Genomic DNA, 21378 nt, shown 5'->3' with positions numbered 1-21378 from the left:
TAATACTTAAAACGACCTAATTCTCAATAAATTCCATATTTGACATATCGAAACCCTAAGCGCATGCTGATATAACATTTTCATTTTATCGCCAGCCTGGAGTCAGACATGCCCGCATACCGTTCCCGTACCACCACCCATGGCCGCAATATGGCCGGTGCCCGCGCCCTGTGGCGTGCGACTGGCATGAAAGATGGTGATTTCGATAAGCCTATCGTTGCTGTCGTCAATTCATTCACTCAGTTTGTGCCCGGTCATGTGCATCTGAAAGACCTGGGCCAGATGGTGGCGCGTGAGATTGAGGCGGCTGGTGGTGTGGCCAAAGAATTCAATACGATAGCCGTGGATGACGGTATCGCCATGGGCCATGGCGGCATGTTGTACTCACTGCCTTCGCGCGAACTGATTGCTGACTCTGTTGAATACATGGTCAATGCCCACTGTGCTGATGCCATGGTCTGTATCTCCAACTGCGACAAGATCACACCTGGCATGCTGATGGCAGCCATGCGTTTGAATATCCCTGTCGTGTTCGTTTCTGGCGGCCCTATGGAAGCAGGCAAGGTGCTGGAGACTTTACATCCCAAACAGACTGGTGAACAAAGAATAGTGAAGATTGATCTGGTCGATGCCATGATCAAGGCCGGTGACAGTAGTGTGTCGGATGAAGAGATAGGCCGCATAGAACGTTCTGCCTGTCCTACCTGTGGTTCATGTTCTGGCATGTTCACGGCAAACTCCATGAACTGCCTGACTGAAGCACTGGGTCTGTCCTTGCCAGGCAATGGCACGATTTTGGCGACGCATGCAGATCGCAAGGAATTATTCCTGCGCGCTGGCCGTCTGGTGGTTGAGCTGGCCAAGCGCCATTATGAGCAAGATGATTATTCCATACTGCCACGCTCCATCGCCAACAAGGCAACCTTTGAAAACGCCATGGCACTCGATGTATCCATGGGTGGCTCTACCAACACTGTCTTGCATTTGCTGGCTGCTGCACATGAAGCGGGTGTGGATTTCAAGATGGCTGATATCGACCGCATCTCACGCAAAGTACCTTGTCTGTGCAAGGTTGCACCGATGACCGATAAATACCATATCGAAGATGTACATCGTGCTGGCGGCATTATCTCTATCCTGGGTGAACTTGCCCGTGCTGGTCTGCTCGATACTGCACGCCCGACCGTACATAGCCCGACCATGGCTGATGCGATTGCACAAAACGATATCGCCGTGACAGACAATGCCTCGGTACGCAAATTGTTCAGCGCTGCACCAGGTGGCGTGCCTACCCAGACTGCATTCTCACAGGACAAGCGTTTTGACAGTCTTGATACTGACCGTGAAGCAGGCTGCATACGCGACAAGGCGCATGCCTATTCGCAAGATGGTGGCCTGGCGGTCTTGTACGGTAATCTGGCAGAGAAAGGCTGTATCGTCAAAACCGCTGGTGTCGATGAAAGTATCTTGAAATTCACCGGCAAGGCCCGCGTGTTTGAAAGCCAGGATTCTGCGGTTGAGGCCATCCTTGGTGATACCGTACATGAAGGCGATGTCGTCATCATCCGTTACGAAGGTCCTAAAGGTGGCCCCGGCATGCAGGAAATGCTGTATCCAACTTCCTATATCAAATCCAAGGGCCTGGGCAAAGCCTGCGCCTTGTTCACGGATGGCCGTTTCTCTGGTGGTTCTTCCGGCCTGGTGATCGGTCATGCATCGCCAGAAGCTGCCGAAGGTGGGACTATTGGTTTGGTGGAAGAGGGCGATATCATAGAAATCGATATCCCGGCCCGTAGCATCAATCTCAAAGTCAGCGACGGCGACCTGGCGCAGCGCAGGGCAGCAATGGAAGCACGCGGCCCGCAAGCCTGGCAGCCAGTGGACCGTGAGCGTTATGTCTCACAAGCCTTGCAGGCTTATGCGGCTTTGGCAACATCGGCTGACCGTGGCGCGGTCAGGGATATTACGCAGTTGCAGCGCAGATAAGAATCTGGCGCAGGTAGCTGGTCTGCTTGCGAAGCCATGAGGAAGAGAGCACCTTGCAAGTACGGGTGCTCTTTTTTATTGTGGAAACCCTCTACTCCGCCAGCTACTTGCTTTTGAGGATGCAGACCCTATATAGCATGGATTAGCTTTGATCAAGAATAAAACGCCCGTTCGCAGTGGCAGGTAGAAAATGCCTGTCTCGTTTATACTCTAGCCTTGGCCGATGTAATCAAAGCCACTGATGGCACTATGCTAGGCAATAAATCCATAAAAAGAATCCGCGAGAATTGTATGTTAAGCAATGACCAGCCTGTCAAATTAGATGAACAGGCCCTGGAATATGTTGATTCCTGTAATCTGCCCACGACCTGGGCAACTTTCCGCATGCACGCCTTTGTCGAAACGGCAACAGGCAAAGAACACATCGCCCTGACTCTTGGCGATGTGGCTGATGGTCAGCCCGTGCTGGCGCGCATACATTCAGAATGTCTGACCGGTGATGCCTTGTTCAGCAAGCGCTGTGACTGTGGCCCGCAACTGGAACTGGCCCTGCAAAAAATCGCCCAGGAAGGGCGTGGTGCCTTGCTGTATCTGCGCCAGGAAGGGCGCGGCATAGGTTTGCTCAACAAAGTACGTGCCTATCATCTGCAAGACGAGGGCGCCGATACAGTAGAAGCCAATCAAAAGCTGGGTTTTGCTGCGGACCTGCGCGACTACAGCCTGTGTGACCCCATGCTCAAACATCTGGGTATTGAGTCTGTACGCCTGATGACCAATAACCCGCGCAAGATTTCTGCGATGGAAGGCATGAACGTCAGGGTGCAGGAGCATGTGCCCCTGATCGTTAAACGCAATCCCTATAATGAGCGCTATCTGAGTACCAAGGCCACTAAGCTGGGGCATTTGATACAGCCAGATTTGTAGAATCAAGGCCTACACTCACACCTCGACTGCTTCCTGCAGTTTTTCAAATTCTATGGCAGCTTCTGCCAGCACTTCATCGAACAAAGCCTGGTCAAGTCCCAGGCTTTCCCACGATTGGCCAGTGATTTCTGGTGGGGCCAGGTCGGGCGAGGTTGTCACACCCAGTGCGTGGGCTATCCCATCTGCGACATGGATGATGGTCGCCAGAAAGCCCAGGCCCGGTTTTTCCGGGTGATGATGACCAGCGATGGCCTTGATCATGACTTCTGAAAAATTCCACTGCACAGCCAGGGTTTCGCCAACCAGGGCGTGATCAATTCCCAATATCTGTTTTTCGGTTTCAAATTGTGTCGCTTGCAATTCTTCGCGCTGTGCCAGCACATGTTCATAAGCCTCGCTATAGCAGGTAGCCAATACCAGTGCGCCTATGTCGTGCAACAAGCCAGCCGTGAAAGCGACATCAACATTGAAATTGAGCCGGCGCGCCAATATGCGGGCGGCGATGGCGACTGCATTTGAGTGCCGCCAGAATTCCTTATGGCTAAACCCCTGGCAATTATTTTCAGGGAAACAGCCAGTCAATGCCGCAGTCATGACGATTTGCCGTACCGTACTTAAGCCCAGCAATGAAATCGCCTGCTGTACCGTCGTCACCTTGATCATGGTGGCGTAATAGGGCGAGTTCGCGTAGCGCAGGGTCTTGGCCGTCAATGCCATATCATGGCTGACCTTTTGTGCCAGCTCATGCATATTCAATTCTTCATCATCAATATTATTCAGCAATTCCATCACGATGGCAGGCAAGGTAGGCAAATCCTGGACGCTGTCAATAATCTGGGCAAGAGAGATGGGATTCATTGATCTGGCTCCTATGAAGAATATTCTTATAGCTTGCCAGAAATATCAAGAACAGACTTGTATTTTTCTTATCTGTGTCAATTTGCTACAAAAATCAGAAAGCAAATCGTGATCAAGGCAATGGTGTCAAAGTCGAATTGTTTGACAGCAAAATCAATCTCTCTGGCTCTGGGTGGGAAAATAATTGGCGTGATTATCTGGATGAAAAGCGGTGTGCCCGCATGCTTGCCGCGGCTATGCTATTCCAGCTACCTGATTTTCCCGGGCTATGCCATGGGGTATCGTCGCTTTATAGTCACTCCCTCGCCATCATTTATGAGCAATAAAGTCTGACTGGATTTAAAATCAATTTCTTGTTTGTATATCATCGGGCTCAAAGACATGTTTTCCTTCCAGGCATCCAGATTCACAGGATTTATTCAATTAGCCGTGATTTGCATCGCACTCTGTGCTTGCGGTAAAAAGCAGGCTGAAGACCTGCAAGCATCTGCTTCTTCTGAAGCCGTTGCCGCCTCAGTTGCTGCCAGCACGACGGTGAATGCGCCGCCAGTAAAGCCAGCTATAGCGGAAACAGCGGATAGTTTTATAGGCGACCTGCAAGCGAAAATGAAAACTTATGATGAGGCTGCGTTGCGTAAATTGATTGATGAGTTTAATGCGCGGCAACTGAAATCATATGGCATAGAAAGGGCAGGTGAAGACTTGCCACCTTTGCCGCAAGGGGTAGTGCAGATCGAGTTTGAAGATCTTGGCGAACATGTCTCGCTGCAACTGCGCGAAGTGTTGACGGCACATAGCAATGATATTGATGCTGGCGTGGATCAATTTCGCTCAGTCTTTTTTGCCAAAAGCGACATGAAGAAATTGGCAGATATCGACAGCAAGAGCCAGGCCCTGCCAGATACCAGCATGCGCATTGCGGTAGGTAAGCAGCAGAGTTGCATGGGAGATGCACCCGGTGATGGCTATACTATTTTTGATTTGAAACAGAATGGTAAAGCTTATCTGACTGCAAAATTTCAGGACCAGGCGCAAAGCTTCGAAATGAAACCTGTAAAGCCTGTCAAGCCCGGCACGATACAGTTATTGACGCGCAGCGAATCTGACTTCAAAGGCAAGGAAAAAGATGCGCAGCAGTGTGAGATTGGTAGCTGGGTCGAGGTATTGGAAACCACCTACACCATTAGCTGCGATGCCAAAGCTGGCAAGTGCACTACGCAGAAAAAGCAAAAGACTTTTCCTGCGTGCAGTGCAGTAGGCGCTTGTGATTAAATGTAATTAGAACTCATTTCATAAATAGGGTGAGATGCGTTTGCCTCATAACGTGGGCTGGCAAGGCGGACGAGGCAGTCAATAGCGGTGCTATTGACAACGAGTCCAACGCAGTCCAGCGCGCGTTATGAGGCAAACCCTTCGGGAACTGACGATTTGGGCGCATTGCAGCGTTGCGCCGCTTGCAAAGGCGGACGCCTTAGCAGCGCGTCACGCCTTGCACTGCATCCCAAATCGTCTTGTTCGCACTCATCCTATTTATGAAATGAGTTCTAAATAAGCTTCAGCCTATTTTAGGCACGAGGCGTTTTTCACTGATGCTGGCCTTGGCTCTTTCCAGCATGTCGATGGCGGCGGGGCCACGCAATAGGGTAACAGCCACTGCCAGTGCATCGATATAAGTCAGATGCGCGAGGCGAGAAGTCATGGGGGTGTAGATGTCAGGATCTTCTTCCACATCGACACCGATATGTACATCAGCCAGCTCTGCCAGCGGGCCGCCACTGGCACACAATACCAGTATCTTGGCACCTGCCTGTTTGGCCAGTTGTACACTGTCGATCAGGTCACGCGTGCGGCCTGTGCGGGAAAATGCCACGACGACGCAATCGCTATTCAACAAAGTGGCAGATTGTGCCTGCAAATGGGCATCGCAAAATACCGTCGTCGGTATGCCAAAACGAAAAAATTTCAACTGTGCATCAATTGCTAGCGCGCCGGAATAACCCAAGCCATAACATTCTATGCGGCGGGCCCGCGCCAGCAGGCTGACTGCGGCTTCAAAGGTCGCGGTATTGGCATTATTGCGGGCTTCCATCAATGCGGCGATAGTGCGGTCAAAAACCTTGGGCAAGACATCCCGTACATGGTCAGCCTGGTTAACATCCAGATGCAGGAAAGGGATGCCAGTTGCCAGGCTCTTGGCGAAGGCCAGCTTGAAGGTTTTGAAGCCATCAAAACCCATGCTCTGGGCAAAGCGGGCCACGGTGGGTTCGCTGACATCACACGCCTGGGCCAGAACCCGTATCGACATCTCCAATGCGTCATGCGGCTTTTGCAGTAAAAATTCTGCCACCTGGCGCTCAGCACGGCTCAAGGCCGTGCTGGCAGTGCGTATGCGAGCCAGCAAGCCTTTTTCAGGAGGCGTGTTGGGCTTATTGTCAGAGAGCGGATTGGCCATATACATAAGTTTTACGGACACCAGAAAACATCTATGGTACAGCCTGCTTCACGCAGCAAGGACGCAACCGGCAGATTATTTTCTATCGCCTGTTCCAGCACTTGACGTTTTTCTGCGCCAGTGATGACCAGCCAGATGCGCTTGGTATTGAGCAAGCGCGGCAAAGACAATGACATACGGCTCTGGCGGGTTTGCGGATGTACAGCCGCCAGGCAAGCCAGGTCATCATGCTGGGTAGGTGCACCAGGGAAGAGGGAGGCGATATGTCCGTCCGCACCCATGCCCAGCAAGACGGCACTGAAGGCTTGTGGCAACTGCTCATTCAGGCGCACACTGATGGCTTCGGTCGCCACTTCCGGCGTACTGGAAGCATTTTTCAGGGACACCAGTTGCCAGCGTTTGCCTGCAGCAGAGCCAGACAGGCAACGACGGAACAAGCCTTCGTTGCTTTGCGTGTCCTGATCCGGCACCCAGCGTTCGTCAGTGGCCACCAGCTTGATGGGATTGTGCGCATCTATATTCGATAGCAACTGATCAAGGCGCTGATACACAGGCGCAGGCGTGGAGCCGCCAGCCAGGGCAAAGCTGCTGCCATCAGGCGTGGTCTGTATCACATCCAGCCATTGCTGGCTCAGGGCTTCGGTCAGTGCCGTGAAGTTGTCAAAATTATGGTATTTCATGGTCATTTTATCGCTTAGCTTTCAACGAATTCTTCACCCCAGGCTGCTCCATGCTGTGCCAGCAAATAACTGGCAGCAGAAGGGCCCCAACTACCGGAGATATATGACTTGAGACCTTCGCTGTCGTTTTGCCAGGCGCTCATGATAGGGTCTATCCAGGCCCAGGCTGCACTCAGTTCATCGTCACGCACGAACAGGGTCAGGTCACCATGCATGGCATCAAGCAACAGGCGCTCATAAGATTCAACGCGGCGTGAATTCGACACTTCAGCAAAGTCCAGGTTCAGTGCAACATCAGACAAACGTATACCTTCGCCAGGCTCTTTGGCCTTCATATACAGTTGCACGCTTTCTTCTGGCTGCAAAGAAATCACCAGACGGTTAGAGCGCAAAGGCCCTTGCGATTTGCCGAAAATGGAGTAGGGAATAGGTTTGAAATTGATCGTGATTTCAGCACTACGGCTGGCCATGCGCTTGCCTGTACGCAGGTAGAAAGGTACACCAGCCCAGCGCCAGTTGTCTATCTCTGCGCGGATGGCGACAAAGGTTTCAGTGCGTGAAGACGGTGGCACGCCCGGCTCATTCTGGTAAGCGATAACCGGTTTGCCATCAACAGCACCGGCACGGTATTGGCCGCGCACGGTTTTCTTGCTGACTTCATCCGGCGTGAACTTGTGCAGGGCGCGCAAGACTTTGACTTTTTCATCGCGTATCGCGTCCGGGTTGGCATTTACCGGTGGTTCCATGGCGACGATGGAGACCAGTTGCAGCAAATGGTTTTGTACCATGTCACGCAGCGCACCAGTGTGGTCGTAGAAATCACCACGTGATTCCACACCTACTTGTTCAGAGATAGAGATTTGCACATCCTGTATCCATTTGCGGTTCCACAAAGGCTCAAGGAAAGAATTGGCAAAGCGCAGCGCCAGCAGATTTTGCACCATCTCTTTACCAAGGTAATGATCGATACGGTAAATCTGGTTTTCGTTCAGGTAGGAACGCAGGGACTGATTGATTTCCTTGGCAGACTGGGCATCACGGCCTAATGGTTTCTCGACCACGACACGGGCATTGCCTTCAACCAGGCCATGCTTGGACAATTGCTCAACCACGGGGATAAAGATGTCCGGGCCAGTCGCCAGATAAAACAGGGTGGCGTTGGTTTCGCTGGTTTGCAGGCCACTTTTCAGCGCAGCAAAATCTTCAGGGATGCGTGCGTCAATTTTTGAATAATGCGTAGTCGCCAGGAAAGCGGCACGTTTTTCTTCTGTCGCACCATCTACATTGGCCGCATAAGATTCTATGGCGGCGGCGACACGCACGCGGAATTCTTCATCCGTCAATTTTTCGCGTGCAGCACCGATGAATTTGAAATCCTGATCCAGCCTGCCATTCACAAATGCGCTATACAAAGCAGGGATGATCTTGCGCTTGGCAAGGTCGCCGGTGCCGCCAAATAAGACAAATGTGGTCATGCTGACTCCGTGTTGTGTTGGTTGTTATGTTGGGTGCGGTACAGACGGCGGGTATATGTTCCCGTACGTTCTGTGTGTTCCGCGGTATAGCTTGAGATTGCTCTTTTCTTTGCGCTGCTTACTTATGCTTACTAGTGCTTTCTCATGCATTGCAAAAGATGTACTACATTGATGATAGTGATTTATCCTGATTATGCCAGAAAATATTCAAAAATGTAGTTTCATTACGATAAATTTGAAGTTTTTGCCAAAAAAAACAGCTAATTATCAAAATACTGAAAGTTTGTTACAGAAATGAAGGGATTTATGCTATCTTTGTTGGCATTGATTCAGTATTACGACAGCTTTCTTATTTTTCGCCCGAACGGGTCACAGGTGTTATATGACGACATCCCCATCCACTGCGTTGCATCCTGTTATCGACAAGGTCACACAGCGCATTACAGAGCGCAGCAAAACCTTGCGCAGTACTTATCTTTCCCAGTTGGAGCAAATGCGTGGCCGCGGCCCGCGTCGTGCCAGCCTGTCCTGTGCTAATCAGGCGCATGCCAATGCGGCAATGGACAGCGGCACCAAGATCTGGCTCAATCAGGCGCAAAAACCCAATATCGGCATCGTTACTGCCTACAACGATATGTTGTCGGCACATCAGCCGTATGAACATTATCCAGCGCAGATACGCCAGACAGCCCTGCGCTTTGGTGGTACTGCGCAAGTGGCAGGTGCCGTGCCTGCCATGTGTGATGGCGTGACTCAGGGCCGTCCCGGTATGGAGCTCTCGCTGTTTTCACGTGATGTGATTGCCCAGGCGACTGCAGTGGCGCTGACCCATGATGCTTTCGATGCGACGCTTTGCCTCGGTATCTGCGACAAGATCGTACCCGGCTTGCTGATAGGTGCGCTGGCCTTTGGTCACCTGCCTACCATCTTCATACCAGCAGGCCCGATGGGCTCTGGTTTGTCGAACAAAGAAAAAGCCGCAGTGCGTGAGCGCTATGCTCAAGGCAAGGCGACCAAGGAAGAATTACTCGCCGCAGAAAGCGCTGCCTACCATAGCGCAGGCACCTGTACTTTTTATGGCACAGCCAACAGCAACCAGATGCTGCTGGAAGCCATGGGTCTGCATCTGCCGGGTGCAGCCTTTGTCCACCCTGGTGACCCATTGCGCAGCGTGCTGACAGATGCAGCAGTAGAGCGTGTCCTGCAATTGACAGAGCAAAGCGGCAACTACAAACCCATAGGCCAGCTGGTCAATGAAAAAACCATCGTCAATGCCGTCATCGCACTGCTGGCGACAGGTGGGTCCACCAATCATACTATCCACTGGATTGCCGTAGCCCGCGCGGCTGGCATCATCATAGACTGGCAGGATTTTGATGAGTTGTCATCCGTTATCCCTTTGCTGACACGCGTTTATCCCAACGGCACTGCAGACGTGAATGCCTTTGAAGATGCCGGCGGCCCGGTCTTTGTGATACGCGAATTGCTGTCGGCTGGGCTCATGCATGCCGATGTCATGACAGTCTATGGCGATGATGGATTGAATTCACATACCAGCCGCCCTGTATTGACTGAAGATGGCAAAGTCAAATGGGAGGCCTTACCCGCAGAATCGACTGACACTACAGTCGTTCGTAATGTGACTGATCCATTTGCACCAACCGGTGGCCTGCGTTTATTGCATGGCAATCTGGGTCGTGCCATCGTCAAGGCTTCTGCCGTACCTGAGGATGCATGGATCATCAAGGCACCGGCAAAAGTATTTGAATCGCAGGATGCTCTGGTCAAGGCCTATAAAGCAGGTGAGCTGAATATGGATTTCGTTGCTGTCGTCATCTTCCAGGGGCCACAGGCGAATGGCATGCCTGAGCTGCATCAGTTCACTCCCGTATTGGGCAGTCTGATGTCGGCAGGTTATAAGGTTGCGCTGGTGACAGATGGTCGTATGTCCGGTGCATCTGGCAAAGTGCCAGCGGCTCTGCATGTCAGTCCGGAAGTTGCACAAGGCGGCCCGCTGGGTAAAGTGCGTGATGGTGATGTGGTTGAACTCAATGTACACACTGGCGAATTGCGTGCCCTGGTGGATGCCGATGTCTGGTCACAGCGCGCCGTGCGTGAACTCAGCAAGGAAGTCACTTTCGGTTATGGGCGCGATTTGTTTGCCGCACAGCGTCGTGTCGTGACAGCACCTGAGCATGGCGCATCCACTCTTTTTATAGATTAATTTTCTAAAAGCGAAACCCATCATGAGCTTGAGTAAAACAAACATCATCGCCCAACTGGAACAAATCCGCGTATTGCCTATCCTCGTTACTGATGATGTCGATCAGGCCATACGCTGTGTGACTACGCTGGCAGAGAATGGTTTGCCAGCCGTGGAAATTACTTTGCGCACGCCAAATGCCATGACAGTCTTGCGCGAAGTCGTCAAGGCTTGCCCGACTGTGACGGTGGGTGCGGGTACGATACTGACACAAGCGCAGCTGGATGCAGTCAAAGAAACGGGTGCGGCTTTTGGTATCAGCCCTGGTATCACGCCTGTGCTGGCAAAAGCGGCTGCTGATTCTGGCCTGCCATACTTCCCTGGCGTTGGTGGTGCGAGTGACCTGATGCTGGCGCTGGAGCATGGCTTCAATGTCGTCAAACTTTTCCCTTCTGATATCGTCGGTGCCACCAAAATGGCAAAGGCGCTGGGCGGTCCTTTCCCGGATGTGAAATTCTGCCTGACCGGTGGTGTCACAGTGGAGGCGACGCCAGCGCTATTGCAGCAATCCAATATCCTGTGCGTGGGCGGTTCGTGGATGTGTCCTGCGTCTCTGATTAATGCGGGTGACTGGGCGGCGATTGGCGCGCTGGCGGCAGCCGCTGCCGCAGCAGGCAAGAAGTAAATACAGTTTGGAATAATATTTTTTAGCACTTTCACTCATCACTTTTCGTCTATAAGCAAGATTATGGTCACTTCCGTATCGCGTACTCCTATCTGGGGTTTGTTGCAGCAACGTGCCACCAACATGCCCAACCTGAAAGATTTGTTTCGTGCTGATCCTCAGCGCTTTGCGCATTTTTCAGCTTCTGCCTGCGGCATCATGCTTGATTACTCCAAGCAGCGCATAGACACGACAGCAAAGTTGAATTTGCTGGCATTGGCCAGGCAGCAAGATGTAGAGTCACGCCGCGACGCGATGCTGCGCGGTGAAGCGATCAACCAGACGGAAAACCGTGCTGTCTTGCACACGGTACTGCGCTTGCCTAAAGGCGAATCCTTTGATTTGAATGGTGAAAACATTGCTGCCGATGTGCACCAGGTGCTGGCGCAAATGCGGACGTTCAGCGATGCGGTAAGGGAAGGGCGCTGGCAGGGCTATACCGGCAAAGCCATACGCACTATCGTCAATATTGGTATCGGTGGTTCAGACCTTGGCCCGCAAATGGCTTGCATCGCTTTGGCACCGTGGTCGCAAAAAAACCTGTCCCTGCATTTCGTCTCCAATGTTGATGGCCGTCATGTGGCTGACGCGCTGGCCAATGCTGATCCTGAAACGACTTTGTTCGTAGTGGCCTCCAAGACCTTCTCGACCATGGAGACCCTGACCAATGCCCGCACTGCGCGTGAATGGATGTTATCGCACGGTTGCCCGGTCGATCAGATACGCCAGCATTTCGTGGCACTGAGCACTAATGTCAAAGCTGCTGCTGATTTTGGTATCGCCCCTGAAAATGTCTTCCCATTCTGGAACTGGGCCGGTGGCCGTTATTCCATGTGGAGCGCGATTGGCCTGTCGATTGCCTTGTATGTAGGCGCAGACCGTTTTGAAGAAATGCTGGCAGGCGCGCATGAAATGGACCTGCATTTCGCCCAGGCACCGCTGGAACAAAACCTGCCAGTATTGATGGCCTTGATAGGCGTGTGGAATATCAATTTTCTTGGCTTGCAAGCACTGTCGATTGCACCTTACCACCAGCGCATGACGCGCTTGCCTGCTTACTTGCAGCAACTGGAAATGGAAAGCAATGGCAAGTCCGTCACGCGTGAAGGCCAGCGAGTTGATTACACGACTTCACCTATATTGTTTGGCGAAGCCGGCACCAATGGCCAGCATGCTTATTTCCAGTTATTGCATCAGGGTGCAACGATTATCCCTACCGATTTTATCGTAGTCGCTGATGATGATGCTGGTTTGCCGGGTCACAATCAGGCGCTGCTGGCAAATTGCTTTGCACAATCCAAGGCCATGGCCTGGGGTAAGAGCATGCAGGAAGTACGCGCTGAACTTGGTGATCTGCCTGACAAGGTATTGGCACCGCGAGTATTTGAAGGCAATCGCCCGACCTCGACGGTCTTGCTGGATTCTCTTACACCACGTTCTTTGGGTGCCTTGATTGCACTGTATGAACACAAGGTGTTTGTGCAATCCGTGATCTGGGATATCAATGCCTTTGATCAATGGGGTGTGGAGTTGGGTAAGTCGCTGGCGCAGCAATTGATCAGTCTTGATCCAAGTGCAGTCAAGGAAGATTACGATAGTTCAACCAAGGGTTTGTTGATGGCAGTTGGCCGTAGTCATAAATTAAAAAAGGCCGCTTAGCGTTTCATTTCTGACGCCTTGGTGTTGTAGGCGAGCCTCAATGTATTTGATATATTAAATTTATATGAAGGTGTAAGCATGCTGTCAAGGCAGTTGCTTACTCTGTAGAGCTGCGTCTTCGCAGTTGTAAATATATTGCCACTTCAGACGCACAAGAATTTTCATCGATCTGTTTTTATCCTTACCGTAGAATTTGTCAGCATGAATGCCCACCTACATCCGCAATTAAAAATGAACGATATCAGCGACGACAAAGACCAGAGCTTGCGTGAAGACATACGCAGGCTGGGCCGCATATTAGGCGACACGGTAAGAAACCAGCATGGTGATGAAGTATTCGATCTCATTGAACAGGTGCGCCAGAATTCCATACGCTTTCGCCGTGACGCCGATGAAGCTGCGCGCGCCGAGCTGGAAACCACACTGGATACACTGACCAATGACCAGACCACGCAAGTCATACGCGCCTTCAGTTATTTTTCACATCTGGTCAATCTGGCAGAAGACCAGCATCACATACGCCGTACTCGTGCGCATTTGATTGCAGGTTCTGCGCCGCGCCAGGGTAGCCTGGCGCATACCATAGAAGCACTGTACAACACAGGTCATAGCAGCCAGCAGTTACTGGATTTTTTTGAGACTGCACAAGTGTTTCCGGTCTTGACTGCCCACCCTACAGAAGTGCAGCGCAAGAGTATCCTGAATTGCCAGATGGTGATTACCCGCCTGCTTGACGAGCGTGACCGCATGCAACTGACACCGGAAGAATCGGCAGCCAATGATGAAGCCCTGGGTCGTGCTGTGCTGACTCTATGGCAGACACGTATGCTGCGCACTTCCAAATTGTCAGTGCTCGATGAAGTCGAAAATGGCCTGAGTTTTTACGACTACACCTTCCTGCGCGAGTTGCCGCATCTGTATGCGGGCCTGGAAGATTTATTAGCAAGCAAAGATGCCGCGCTTGCCCAGCATGAGTTGCCCAGTTTCATGAAAATGGGGAGCTGGATAGGCGGCGACCGTGATGGTAACCCTTTCGTCACGGCCACTGTGCTGGAAAAGACCCTGGCCATGCAGGCCACCCGTGCCTTTAAATTTTATCTCGATGAATTGCATACCCTGGGTTCGCAGTTATCGATGGCGAATTTGCTGGTGAAAGTCTCTGATGACTTGCTGGCATTGGCTGAGCGTTCACCCGATCATTCGCCGCACCGCTCAGACGAGCCTTATCGTCTGGCCATCAGCGGCGTGTATGCGCGCCTGTCAGCGACCTATAAGCAATTGCTGGATCTGGAGCCAGTGATACACCCCAGTGGTATCGCCGAACCTTATGCAACGGCAGAAGAACTGGCTGCTGATCTGGATATCGTTCACCACTCACTGTATGCCAATGGTTCTGCCGCAATCACGCGTGGCCGTTTGCGCCACTTGCGCCGTGCAGTCAAGGTATTTGGTTTTTATCTGGCACCTGTGGATTTGCGCCAGAATTCAGATGTGCATGAACGCGTAGTGCATGAATTGCTGCAAGCAGCCAATCCTGAACTGAAGTACCTGGATTTGGATGAAGACCAGCGCATAGAAGTCCTGATTAAAGAGATCAGTTCAGCCCGTCCGCTGGCTTCGCCTTATCTGACATATTCGGAAGAAACCCAGTCCGAGCTGGCAATTTACCGCGCTGCGTTCACTGCGCAACAACGCTATGGCAAGGGTGCAGTGCCAAACTGCATTATCTCCAAGACCGATGGTGTGTCTGACATGCTGGAATTGGCCTTGCTGCTGAAAGAGTCTGGTCTGCTGCATCCGGCTGAGGGCCGTGTGGATGTCAACATCATCCCGTTGTTTGAAACCATAGGCGATTTGCAAAACAGCGCGCCTGTCATGGACAGGTTGTTTGGCATACCGGCTTATGCACGCTTGCTGGCAAGTCGCAGTAATGCCCAGGAAGTCATGCTCGGTTACTCAGACAGCAACAAGGATGGCGGTTTCCTGACTTCAGGCTGGGAATTGTATAAGGCGGAGCTTGATCTGATAGACGTATTCGCCAAGCACCAGGTGCGCCTGCGCCTGTTCCACGGACGTGGTGGTTCGGTAGGTCGTGGCGGCGGCCCCAGCTATCAGGCTATCCTGGCACAGCCTGCCGGTGCAGTGCAAGGGCAAATTCGCCTGACTGAGCAAGGCGAGGTGATTACTGCCAAATATGGTAATCCTGAAGTGGGTAGACGTAATCTCGAAGTGTTGGCTGCGGCAACCATGGAAGCCAGTTTGCTGGCCCATACTGAAACCGCACCCAAGCCTGAATTTCTGTCAGCGATGGAAGAATTGTCTGACCACGCCTTCAAAGCTTACCGCAATCTGGTCTATGAGACTGAAGGGTTCGAGAAATATTTCTGGGAATCGACAGTCATTTCTGAGATTGCAGGCTTGAATATAGGCAGCCGCCCGGCATCACGCAAAAAATCGACAGCGATAGAAGACTTGCGCGCCATCCCGTGGGTATTTAGCTGGTCGCAATGCCGTTTGATGTTGCCGGGCTGGTTTGGTTTTGGCTCAGCAGTACAAGCATACCTGAAGACGCATCCTGATAACGGTTTGCAGACTCTGCAGGCCATGTTCAAGGAATGGTCTTTCTTCAGTACCGTGTTATCGAATATGGAAATGGTGCTGGCCAAGAGCGACATCGGCATCGCCAGCCGTTATGCACAGCTGGTCAAGGACGAGTCTTTGCGCAACCGCATCTTCCCGCGCATACAGGCTGAGCATGAAGCAACGATAGAAATATTAAAATCCATATCTGGTCAGGATGAATTGCTTGCGGCGAATCCCCTGCTGGCAAGGTCCATACGCAATCGCTTCCCTTATCTCTCACCTTTGAATCACGTGCAGGTGGAATTGCTGGAGCGTTATCGCAATGGTGACGATGATGAGAGGGTGCATCGCGGCATACATTTGTCCATCAATGGTATTGCTGCAGGTTTGCGTAATAGCGGTTGAGGAAATGGATTTCCAGCCAAAAACCTCTCTTGTATGTGACAAGAGAGGTTTTTATATTTTTATAGCCGATCAAAAATCCACGCCGTACTTGCGTAGCTTCAAGTGCAAGGCAGATGGATAGGTTCGGCTTGAATATTTATCACTTATAATATGTCGCTTTAGGGTTGGACACAGGGTCTTTGTTTTAGATCCATGTTCTGCTAACCCTGATTTATTAGTGAAAATATTCACAGAACTTGATCATGCATAGCTCAGTTTTATCCGATGTTCCCATAGCGCGTCTAGATATTTCTTTTCTGGGGGCGTTTCAGTTGAAAGTGAATGGTGAGGATGTCTCTGGGAAGCTAAAATACCGCAAAGCCATTTATCTGCTGGCTTACCTGTCAGTCGCTAATGGCCGATGGGTAGCCAGGGAACAGTTGGCAGATTTACTCTGGCCCGATTTGCGCGGGACAGCAGCACTTACCAATTTACGTCAGGTACTCAGTAATCTCAGCAAACTCATTAATGGTGCGGTGGGGGCTCAGATAATTCAGAGCAGGCGAGACAGCATTGCTTTTTTCTCTGATGAGCGCGTCAATGTAGATATTGCCTTGTTGCTCAATGACTGGCAAGCAGATGACGAGCATGTCGCTTTTTGTGATTGGCTGGTAAAGAGCTTTGAGCCGCGGCTAACCCAATTGAATCTTGATTTTTTGGAGCGACTTGAACTCAATGTGGGCATTGAATTACATGCCTGGATAGCTCAGACGCGCAAGTATTTGAAAACGCGTTGGCGTGATCTCGCATCAAGATTGTGTCTTGAACAGGAGAAATCTGGACGTGTCGCATCCGCAGTAGCGATTGCGAATCAACTGTGGGAGCAGGACTCCCTGAATGAAACTACTGCGGCACATTTGATTCGTCTGTTGCTTGCCTATGGTGATTTGAAACGTGCCAGTTTTGTATTGTATGCATTGGAGCAGAATTTACTGTCTGCCTTTGGTACGCGCGCCTCTGCTGCAACACGCAATCTATTGCAGCAAAATCCCATTTCCACTGTCGCAGAAGTAGTCGGAAATCGAGATCTGATCGAGCAGCTTGTTCCCAGTGCGTTACCAGAAATACGCTGGTTAACGATCGTGTATGTGGAATTTGATCTGTCGCAAAGTGCTGGTGGCACTGATACTGAAATGCTGCTTCAACTAGAGCAGTCGCTTAGCTACGCACAGGAAAAAATCAAGTTGTGGGGAGGGCGTTGCAATGCTGTAGTGGGACAAGGCTTTCATGCCAGTTTTGGTATGCATACTGAACCTGAACAAGATGCTCTCAGGAGTATTTATGCCGCTCAGGAAATCATGCTCAGTGACGAGTCGCAACAACACTTGCGCATAGGGATTTGCGCAGGCAAGGTGCAGTGTTCCCTTGATGATATACGCTTTCTTGGTCCTTTGCCAAGATTGTCGCAGGAGCTTTGCTGGGCTGCTGATGCAGGTGGTCTTGTATTTGATGATGTGGTTGCCATTCAGATCAGGGATAGGTTGGCTATCGATGCTGTTCCAGTGCAAGCGCATGAACGCTATGCCTGTGGCATAGACAAGTATACATTAACTAGAAAAGTGTCAGCTATCTACAGCCAGCAGGAACTTCCCTTGATAGGTCGCACAGAAGAAATGCAAGCCTTGATGGCGTACTGGGAGCAGGCCAGTCGCGGTCAACCACAATGGCTGGTCTTGCGCGGCAATGCAGGTATAGGAAAAACTCGTTTGGCCAGCGAACTGGCACGTCGGCTTGATACCGCTGGAAACCGTGTCATACGCATTTATTGCACTCTCGAATATCAGCATCAATCACTGGCGCCTTTACGGCTCGCGCTGGCAGAATTGTTTGGTTTAACATCCATCAGAGTTAATGAATTTTCAGAAAAAATAAGAGAGCAATTGCAGCAACTGATCCCTGGCTATGAGCCGGAGGAAGAGACTTTGCATGCCTTCTTGTCCTTGTTTGATCAAAGCATGCTGGCGGAAGTTGATAACAAGAATCAGATATTTGCAGCGTTAGGCACTTTGTTTGATCAATTGTCCAAGAAAAATACTTGCATGATCTTGATTGACGACTTTCATTGGTCCGATTTCACCACGCGAGAATTTCTGGCGCGCTATGCCGCTTGCCTGGAGCATCAACGCCTTTTGTTGTTGGTAACCACAAGGCCGGATTCTCCGCTGGAATATGCGGGAGCCTCACCAGTCGTCACCGATTTATTCCCTTTGACTTTGGATGCAGCAGAGCAATTGGTTGCCGCGTGTGATCAGGCTCATCTTTTATCAGCACAAGACTATGCGCGCATAGCCCTTGATTGTGGTGGTATCCCTCTGTTTATTGAGCGCCTTACGCTCAGTCTCGCAGAGAATGGGCAACACTATCTGGTACCGGTTAAAGAGTTGCTGCAGAGCGAACTGGATAAATTAGGCCCTTACAAAAAAGTTTTGCAATTGGCTGCTGTCATTGGTAACAACTTCAATGCACGCATTTTGCATGAGATAGTGCCGGATGCAGACGTTGACGGTCCGTTGCAGTTAGCCATTTCCTATAGATTGATACAAGTCAGTAAAAAGCCAGGCTACTATCATTTCGTCCACGCATTGATTGCCGATGCAGCCTACCAGAGCTGCCCTGAGATACAAAGACGCCTTGTGCATCAGCAAGTGGCTGGGCAATTATTGAAAGATACCGATATATCAAGTGCCGAGATCGCGAGACATTTTGAAGCAGCACATCATTGGAAAGAAGCAGTCGACTGGTGGACGGTTAGTGGTCAGAAAGCATTGGCGAATGAGTTTGCCATGGACGCCTTGCATCATTTCAGCAAGGCCCTGGAAATTGTTTTAAAGCAGCAATCCGGGTTAGAGCATTTACAGACATCTTTGCGCCTGTCAGTTGGTGGTGCAGCCTTGCTTTGCCAGGGTTATGGTTCAGAGTTGGGGCATCAGCAATTCCGCGCTGTATGCGATAGTCTGAATGGTTTGTCTGCACCCAGTGAAGCAGAAACCGAAGCCCTGTTCCGTGCCTTAAGTGGTTTATACATGGGTGGAAGTTCGCAAGGCAAGAGCGATGGCCTGGGCATTGCGCGAAGACTGGAAGAATTGGCGGATACCCCCGCCAAGAGCTTGATGGCGTGCTTTGCGCTCGGCAATTCCTTGTTTTGGCGCGGCTTGTTTGTTGAGGCACTCAATTATCAGCAAGAAGGATTAGCTATTGCCAGAGAACTGAACCTTGAAGAAAGGCAACGATACTGGGCCGAGGACCTTGAAATACTGATACGTGCTTTTCTGTGCTGGAACTTGTGGTTCCTGAATGATGACAGTGCGTATGCCCTCGCACTCGAAAGCACCTTACTTGCACGCGAACGCAAGAAGAGTCACGCCCTGTGTTTCATGCTGACCTTTAATACCGCTATGTGCTGGACTGCTGGTCAAATAGATGAAGTAAGCATATTGGCAGGGGAGGGGGTGCAACTGGGTACGCAGTATGGTTTCCCTTTATGGCAAAGCATGAACAGTCTGTTTTATCTGTCTGCGCAGGCAAGCGGCGGCAAGCTGAAAGACTTTACACCTGCCTTACAGGCAGCAGATAATTTACATAATGCCTACCGGGCTGGTACTACTACGGCAAGTTGGGTATTGGCCAGCACCCTGATCAAACTGCATTGCTGGGATGAAGCCAGGTATTTGTTGAACAAGACGCTAAGCGAAATCGACAAATACGAAGACTATTACTGTCATGCAGATTTACTGCGATTGAGTAGTTTATGTCATATGCAAGATGGCAATCCTGAACTGGCTCGCGAAACACTTGACCATGCCTTGGAGATGGCAACAGCGCAAGGTGCGCAGGGATTGCTTCGGGCTATATCGCAAACGATGACAGTTTTGCAGTTGCAGCAGCAAAAACATATTTTGCTGCCAGCAACTACGCAAAGTTGATTACCCAGCCATAAACCTCGCCAAATACTCCGGCGAGTTCATAAATTGCCCAATGAGCGTGACGATATCCGTGCCAGATTGCGCCAGCAAGGCATCAAAGGTCGCCTGATCAGGCGCATGTCCCAGCAAGCCCACATAATCCAGCGTTAACGACACTTTGGCTTGTGAATTGGCCTTGAACTCGGTCGACTCCGTAAAGCCTGCCAGCATGTCGCCGCGGCTCAAGCCATTGCCCAGTTGTCCCAGCCAGTAAGCCTTGCCTGCTGCATCCGAAGGACGGTGCAAGACATTCTGATAGACACGGTCCACAAAGGCGGTATTGTCCAGCGCCCCATAGGTTTTCTGGAATTCTGCACTGGCCACAAAGGACGAGCTGATCTTGGACAGGTTCATGCCATCTTTCTGTGCCTGCATCCAGTAAGCCAGGCCCTCACGGTCAGGCAAGCGATCAAAGGCACCGAAGTAAAGACGTGTGATACCGCCTATGCCAGTCTGGAATTCAACTGACTCCATGAAGGATGCAGCCATCTGGGCGCGACTCATCTTGCCGGTTTCTATCTGCCCCTGCCAGTATTGCAGCCCGGCTGTATCCGCTTCACGGAACAGCACATCACGGTACAACTGCATGGCAAACAAATCCGAGCGGTGCAAGACATCATTATCCTTGACATCGAGTTTGGTACCGACTTTTGCTTCTATGGCATCCGGGATACCGTCGCCGTCCCTGTCGCCGGGAAGCGAGCTGGTTTTAAAGCCCAGTCCACCTCTAAAGCTGATCTTGCCATCGACTTTGCCATCACTGTCGTATAAACCACCGTCCGTGATTTTGAAATCCACTTTCAACTTGCCATTCACCTCTGTGATTGTGCTGGCGATGTTGCTCCAGTGACCGGCATTGTCCTGTACCCAGTAGCCATTCACCGATCCCAGCTTGTCGGTATACAGAGATAGGTTGACCTCTCTACCTGCAGTCACACCATTGACCTGACTAGTGATCAAACCATATTGCAGTTGCAAGTCACTGGGGAGATTCGATGGACTGGCCGTCGTTGCGACCTTGCCTAAGGCCAGTGATTGATCAACGCTCACGGTGACATAATGGGTATTGACCAGACTGCCGTTGTTCCATAGCAGGGAGCCAACGTCTTTTTGTGACTGATCTGCTTTGCCATCACCATTACCATCCCCCTTGCCATTACCAATACCATTCGCCAGCCAGTTTGGTACTTCCGCTTCTATGCTTTGCAATATGCCATCGCCATCTGCGTCAGGATCAGTACCTGGGATGGTATTGTCAGAAGGCTTGGTGCTTGTATTGTCGGCGTAAGTGAGTATGGAATAAGCTTGTTGTTGTGTTGTTCCATTATTACCAGCCAGATCCGCTACCCTGACCTTCAGGGTGTTGTTACCACTCAGAATCTGATTAGGCAGGTTCCAATTCGTGCTGCCAATCGCCGTCACGGTATT

Annotated in this window: 13 protein-coding genes; 8 read left to right on the top strand and 5 right to left on the bottom strand. The window is 51.1% G+C overall.

The genetic code is table 11. From position 1 onward, the window contains the following. Positions 1-108: 108 nt before the first annotated feature. Positions 109-1986, top strand: a complete 1878-nt coding sequence (ilvD, locus tag DFR42_RS21710; RefSeq protein WP_110257149.1) for a dihydroxy-acid dehydratase — start codon at positions 109-111, stop codon at positions 1984-1986. A gap of 291 nt (positions 1987-2277) precedes the next feature. Beyond that, complete coding sequence (gene ribA, locus DFR42_RS21705; RefSeq protein ID WP_110257148.1) at positions 2278-2910, top strand: GTP cyclohydrolase II; 633 nt, start codon at positions 2278-2280, stop codon at positions 2908-2910. Between the two features lie 15 nt (positions 2911-2925). On the opposite strand, the gene DFR42_RS21700 is transcribed toward ribA, so the two are convergent. Next, positions 2926-3768 carry an HDOD domain-containing protein gene (locus tag DFR42_RS21700; RefSeq protein ID WP_110257147.1) on the bottom strand — a complete coding sequence of 281 codons (843 nt, stop codon included), beginning with the start codon at positions 3766-3768 and terminating at the stop codon, positions 2926-2928. Between the two features lie 381 nt (positions 3769-4149). Between DFR42_RS21700 and DFR42_RS21695 the strand changes: the two genes are divergently transcribed. Next, positions 4150-5040, top strand: coding sequence for a hypothetical protein (locus DFR42_RS21695; RefSeq protein ID WP_110257146.1), 891 nt, complete (start codon positions 4150-4152; stop codon positions 5038-5040). A gap of 283 nt (positions 5041-5323) precedes the next feature. Here the strand turns inward: DFR42_RS21695 and DFR42_RS21690 are convergent, their stop codons facing one another. The 3 genes from DFR42_RS21690 to zwf are packed head-to-tail and all read right to left on the bottom strand — an operon-like array spanning position 5324 to position 8375. Next, positions 5324-6220 carry an SIS domain-containing protein gene (locus DFR42_RS21690; protein ID WP_170133625.1) on the bottom strand — a complete coding sequence of 299 codons (897 nt, stop codon included), beginning with the start codon at positions 6218-6220 and terminating at the stop codon, positions 5324-5326. Between the two features lie 11 nt (positions 6221-6231). Then, positions 6232-6900: a 6-phosphogluconolactonase gene (gene pgl, locus DFR42_RS21685; RefSeq protein WP_170133624.1), complete on the bottom strand. Its 669-nt coding sequence runs from the start codon at positions 6898-6900 to the stop codon at positions 6232-6234. 14 nt (positions 6901-6914) lie between these two features. After that, entirely contained in the window at positions 6915-8375 is a 1461-nt protein-coding gene (gene zwf / locus DFR42_RS21680) for a glucose-6-phosphate dehydrogenase (protein ID WP_110257143.1), read from the bottom strand. A gap of 382 nt (positions 8376-8757) precedes the next feature. Here zwf and edd point away from each other — a divergent pair, with 382 nt between their 5' ends. The 5 genes from edd (at position 8758) to DFR42_RS21655 (ending at position 19911) form a co-directional block, all read left to right on the top strand. Next, positions 8758-10599 (top strand): phosphogluconate dehydratase, encoded by a 1842-nt coding sequence (gene edd / locus DFR42_RS21675; protein WP_110257142.1) that lies wholly within the window; start codon positions 8758-8760, stop codon positions 10597-10599. Positions 10600-10621: 22 nt separating this feature from the next. Then, a complete protein-coding gene (gene eda / locus DFR42_RS21670) occupies positions 10622-11263 on the top strand; it encodes a bifunctional 4-hydroxy-2-oxoglutarate aldolase/2-dehydro-3-deoxy-phosphogluconate aldolase (protein ID WP_110257141.1) in 642 nt (213 codons plus the stop codon). A gap of 63 nt (positions 11264-11326) precedes the next feature. Continuing rightward, the gene (gene pgi, locus DFR42_RS21665; protein WP_110257140.1) at positions 11327-12961 is read left to right on the top strand and encodes a glucose-6-phosphate isomerase; all 1635 of its coding nucleotides are present in this window, start codon (positions 11327-11329) and stop codon (positions 12959-12961) included. A gap of 201 nt (positions 12962-13162) precedes the next feature. Next, positions 13163-15949 (top strand): phosphoenolpyruvate carboxylase, encoded by a 2787-nt coding sequence (gene ppc / locus DFR42_RS21660; protein WP_211324390.1) that lies wholly within the window; start codon positions 13163-13165, stop codon positions 15947-15949. A 242-nt stretch (positions 15950-16191) separates the two neighbouring features. Continuing rightward, positions 16192-19911 (top strand): ATP-binding protein, encoded by a 3720-nt coding sequence (locus tag DFR42_RS21655; RefSeq protein WP_110257139.1) that lies wholly within the window; start codon positions 16192-16194, stop codon positions 19909-19911. Here the strand turns inward: DFR42_RS21655 and DFR42_RS21650 are convergent. Further along, positions 19912-21378 (bottom strand): DUF4214 domain-containing protein (locus DFR42_RS21650; RefSeq protein WP_146218941.1); only part of this gene is annotated, 1467 nt, incomplete at its 5' end. It abuts the gene before it with no gap.

Source organism: Undibacterium pigrum, assembly GCF_003201815.1.
Classification (GTDB): Bacteria; Pseudomonadota; Gammaproteobacteria; order Burkholderiales; family Burkholderiaceae_D; genus Undibacterium; species Undibacterium pigrum.
This window is presented reverse-complemented; position numbering and strand designations above follow the sequence as displayed.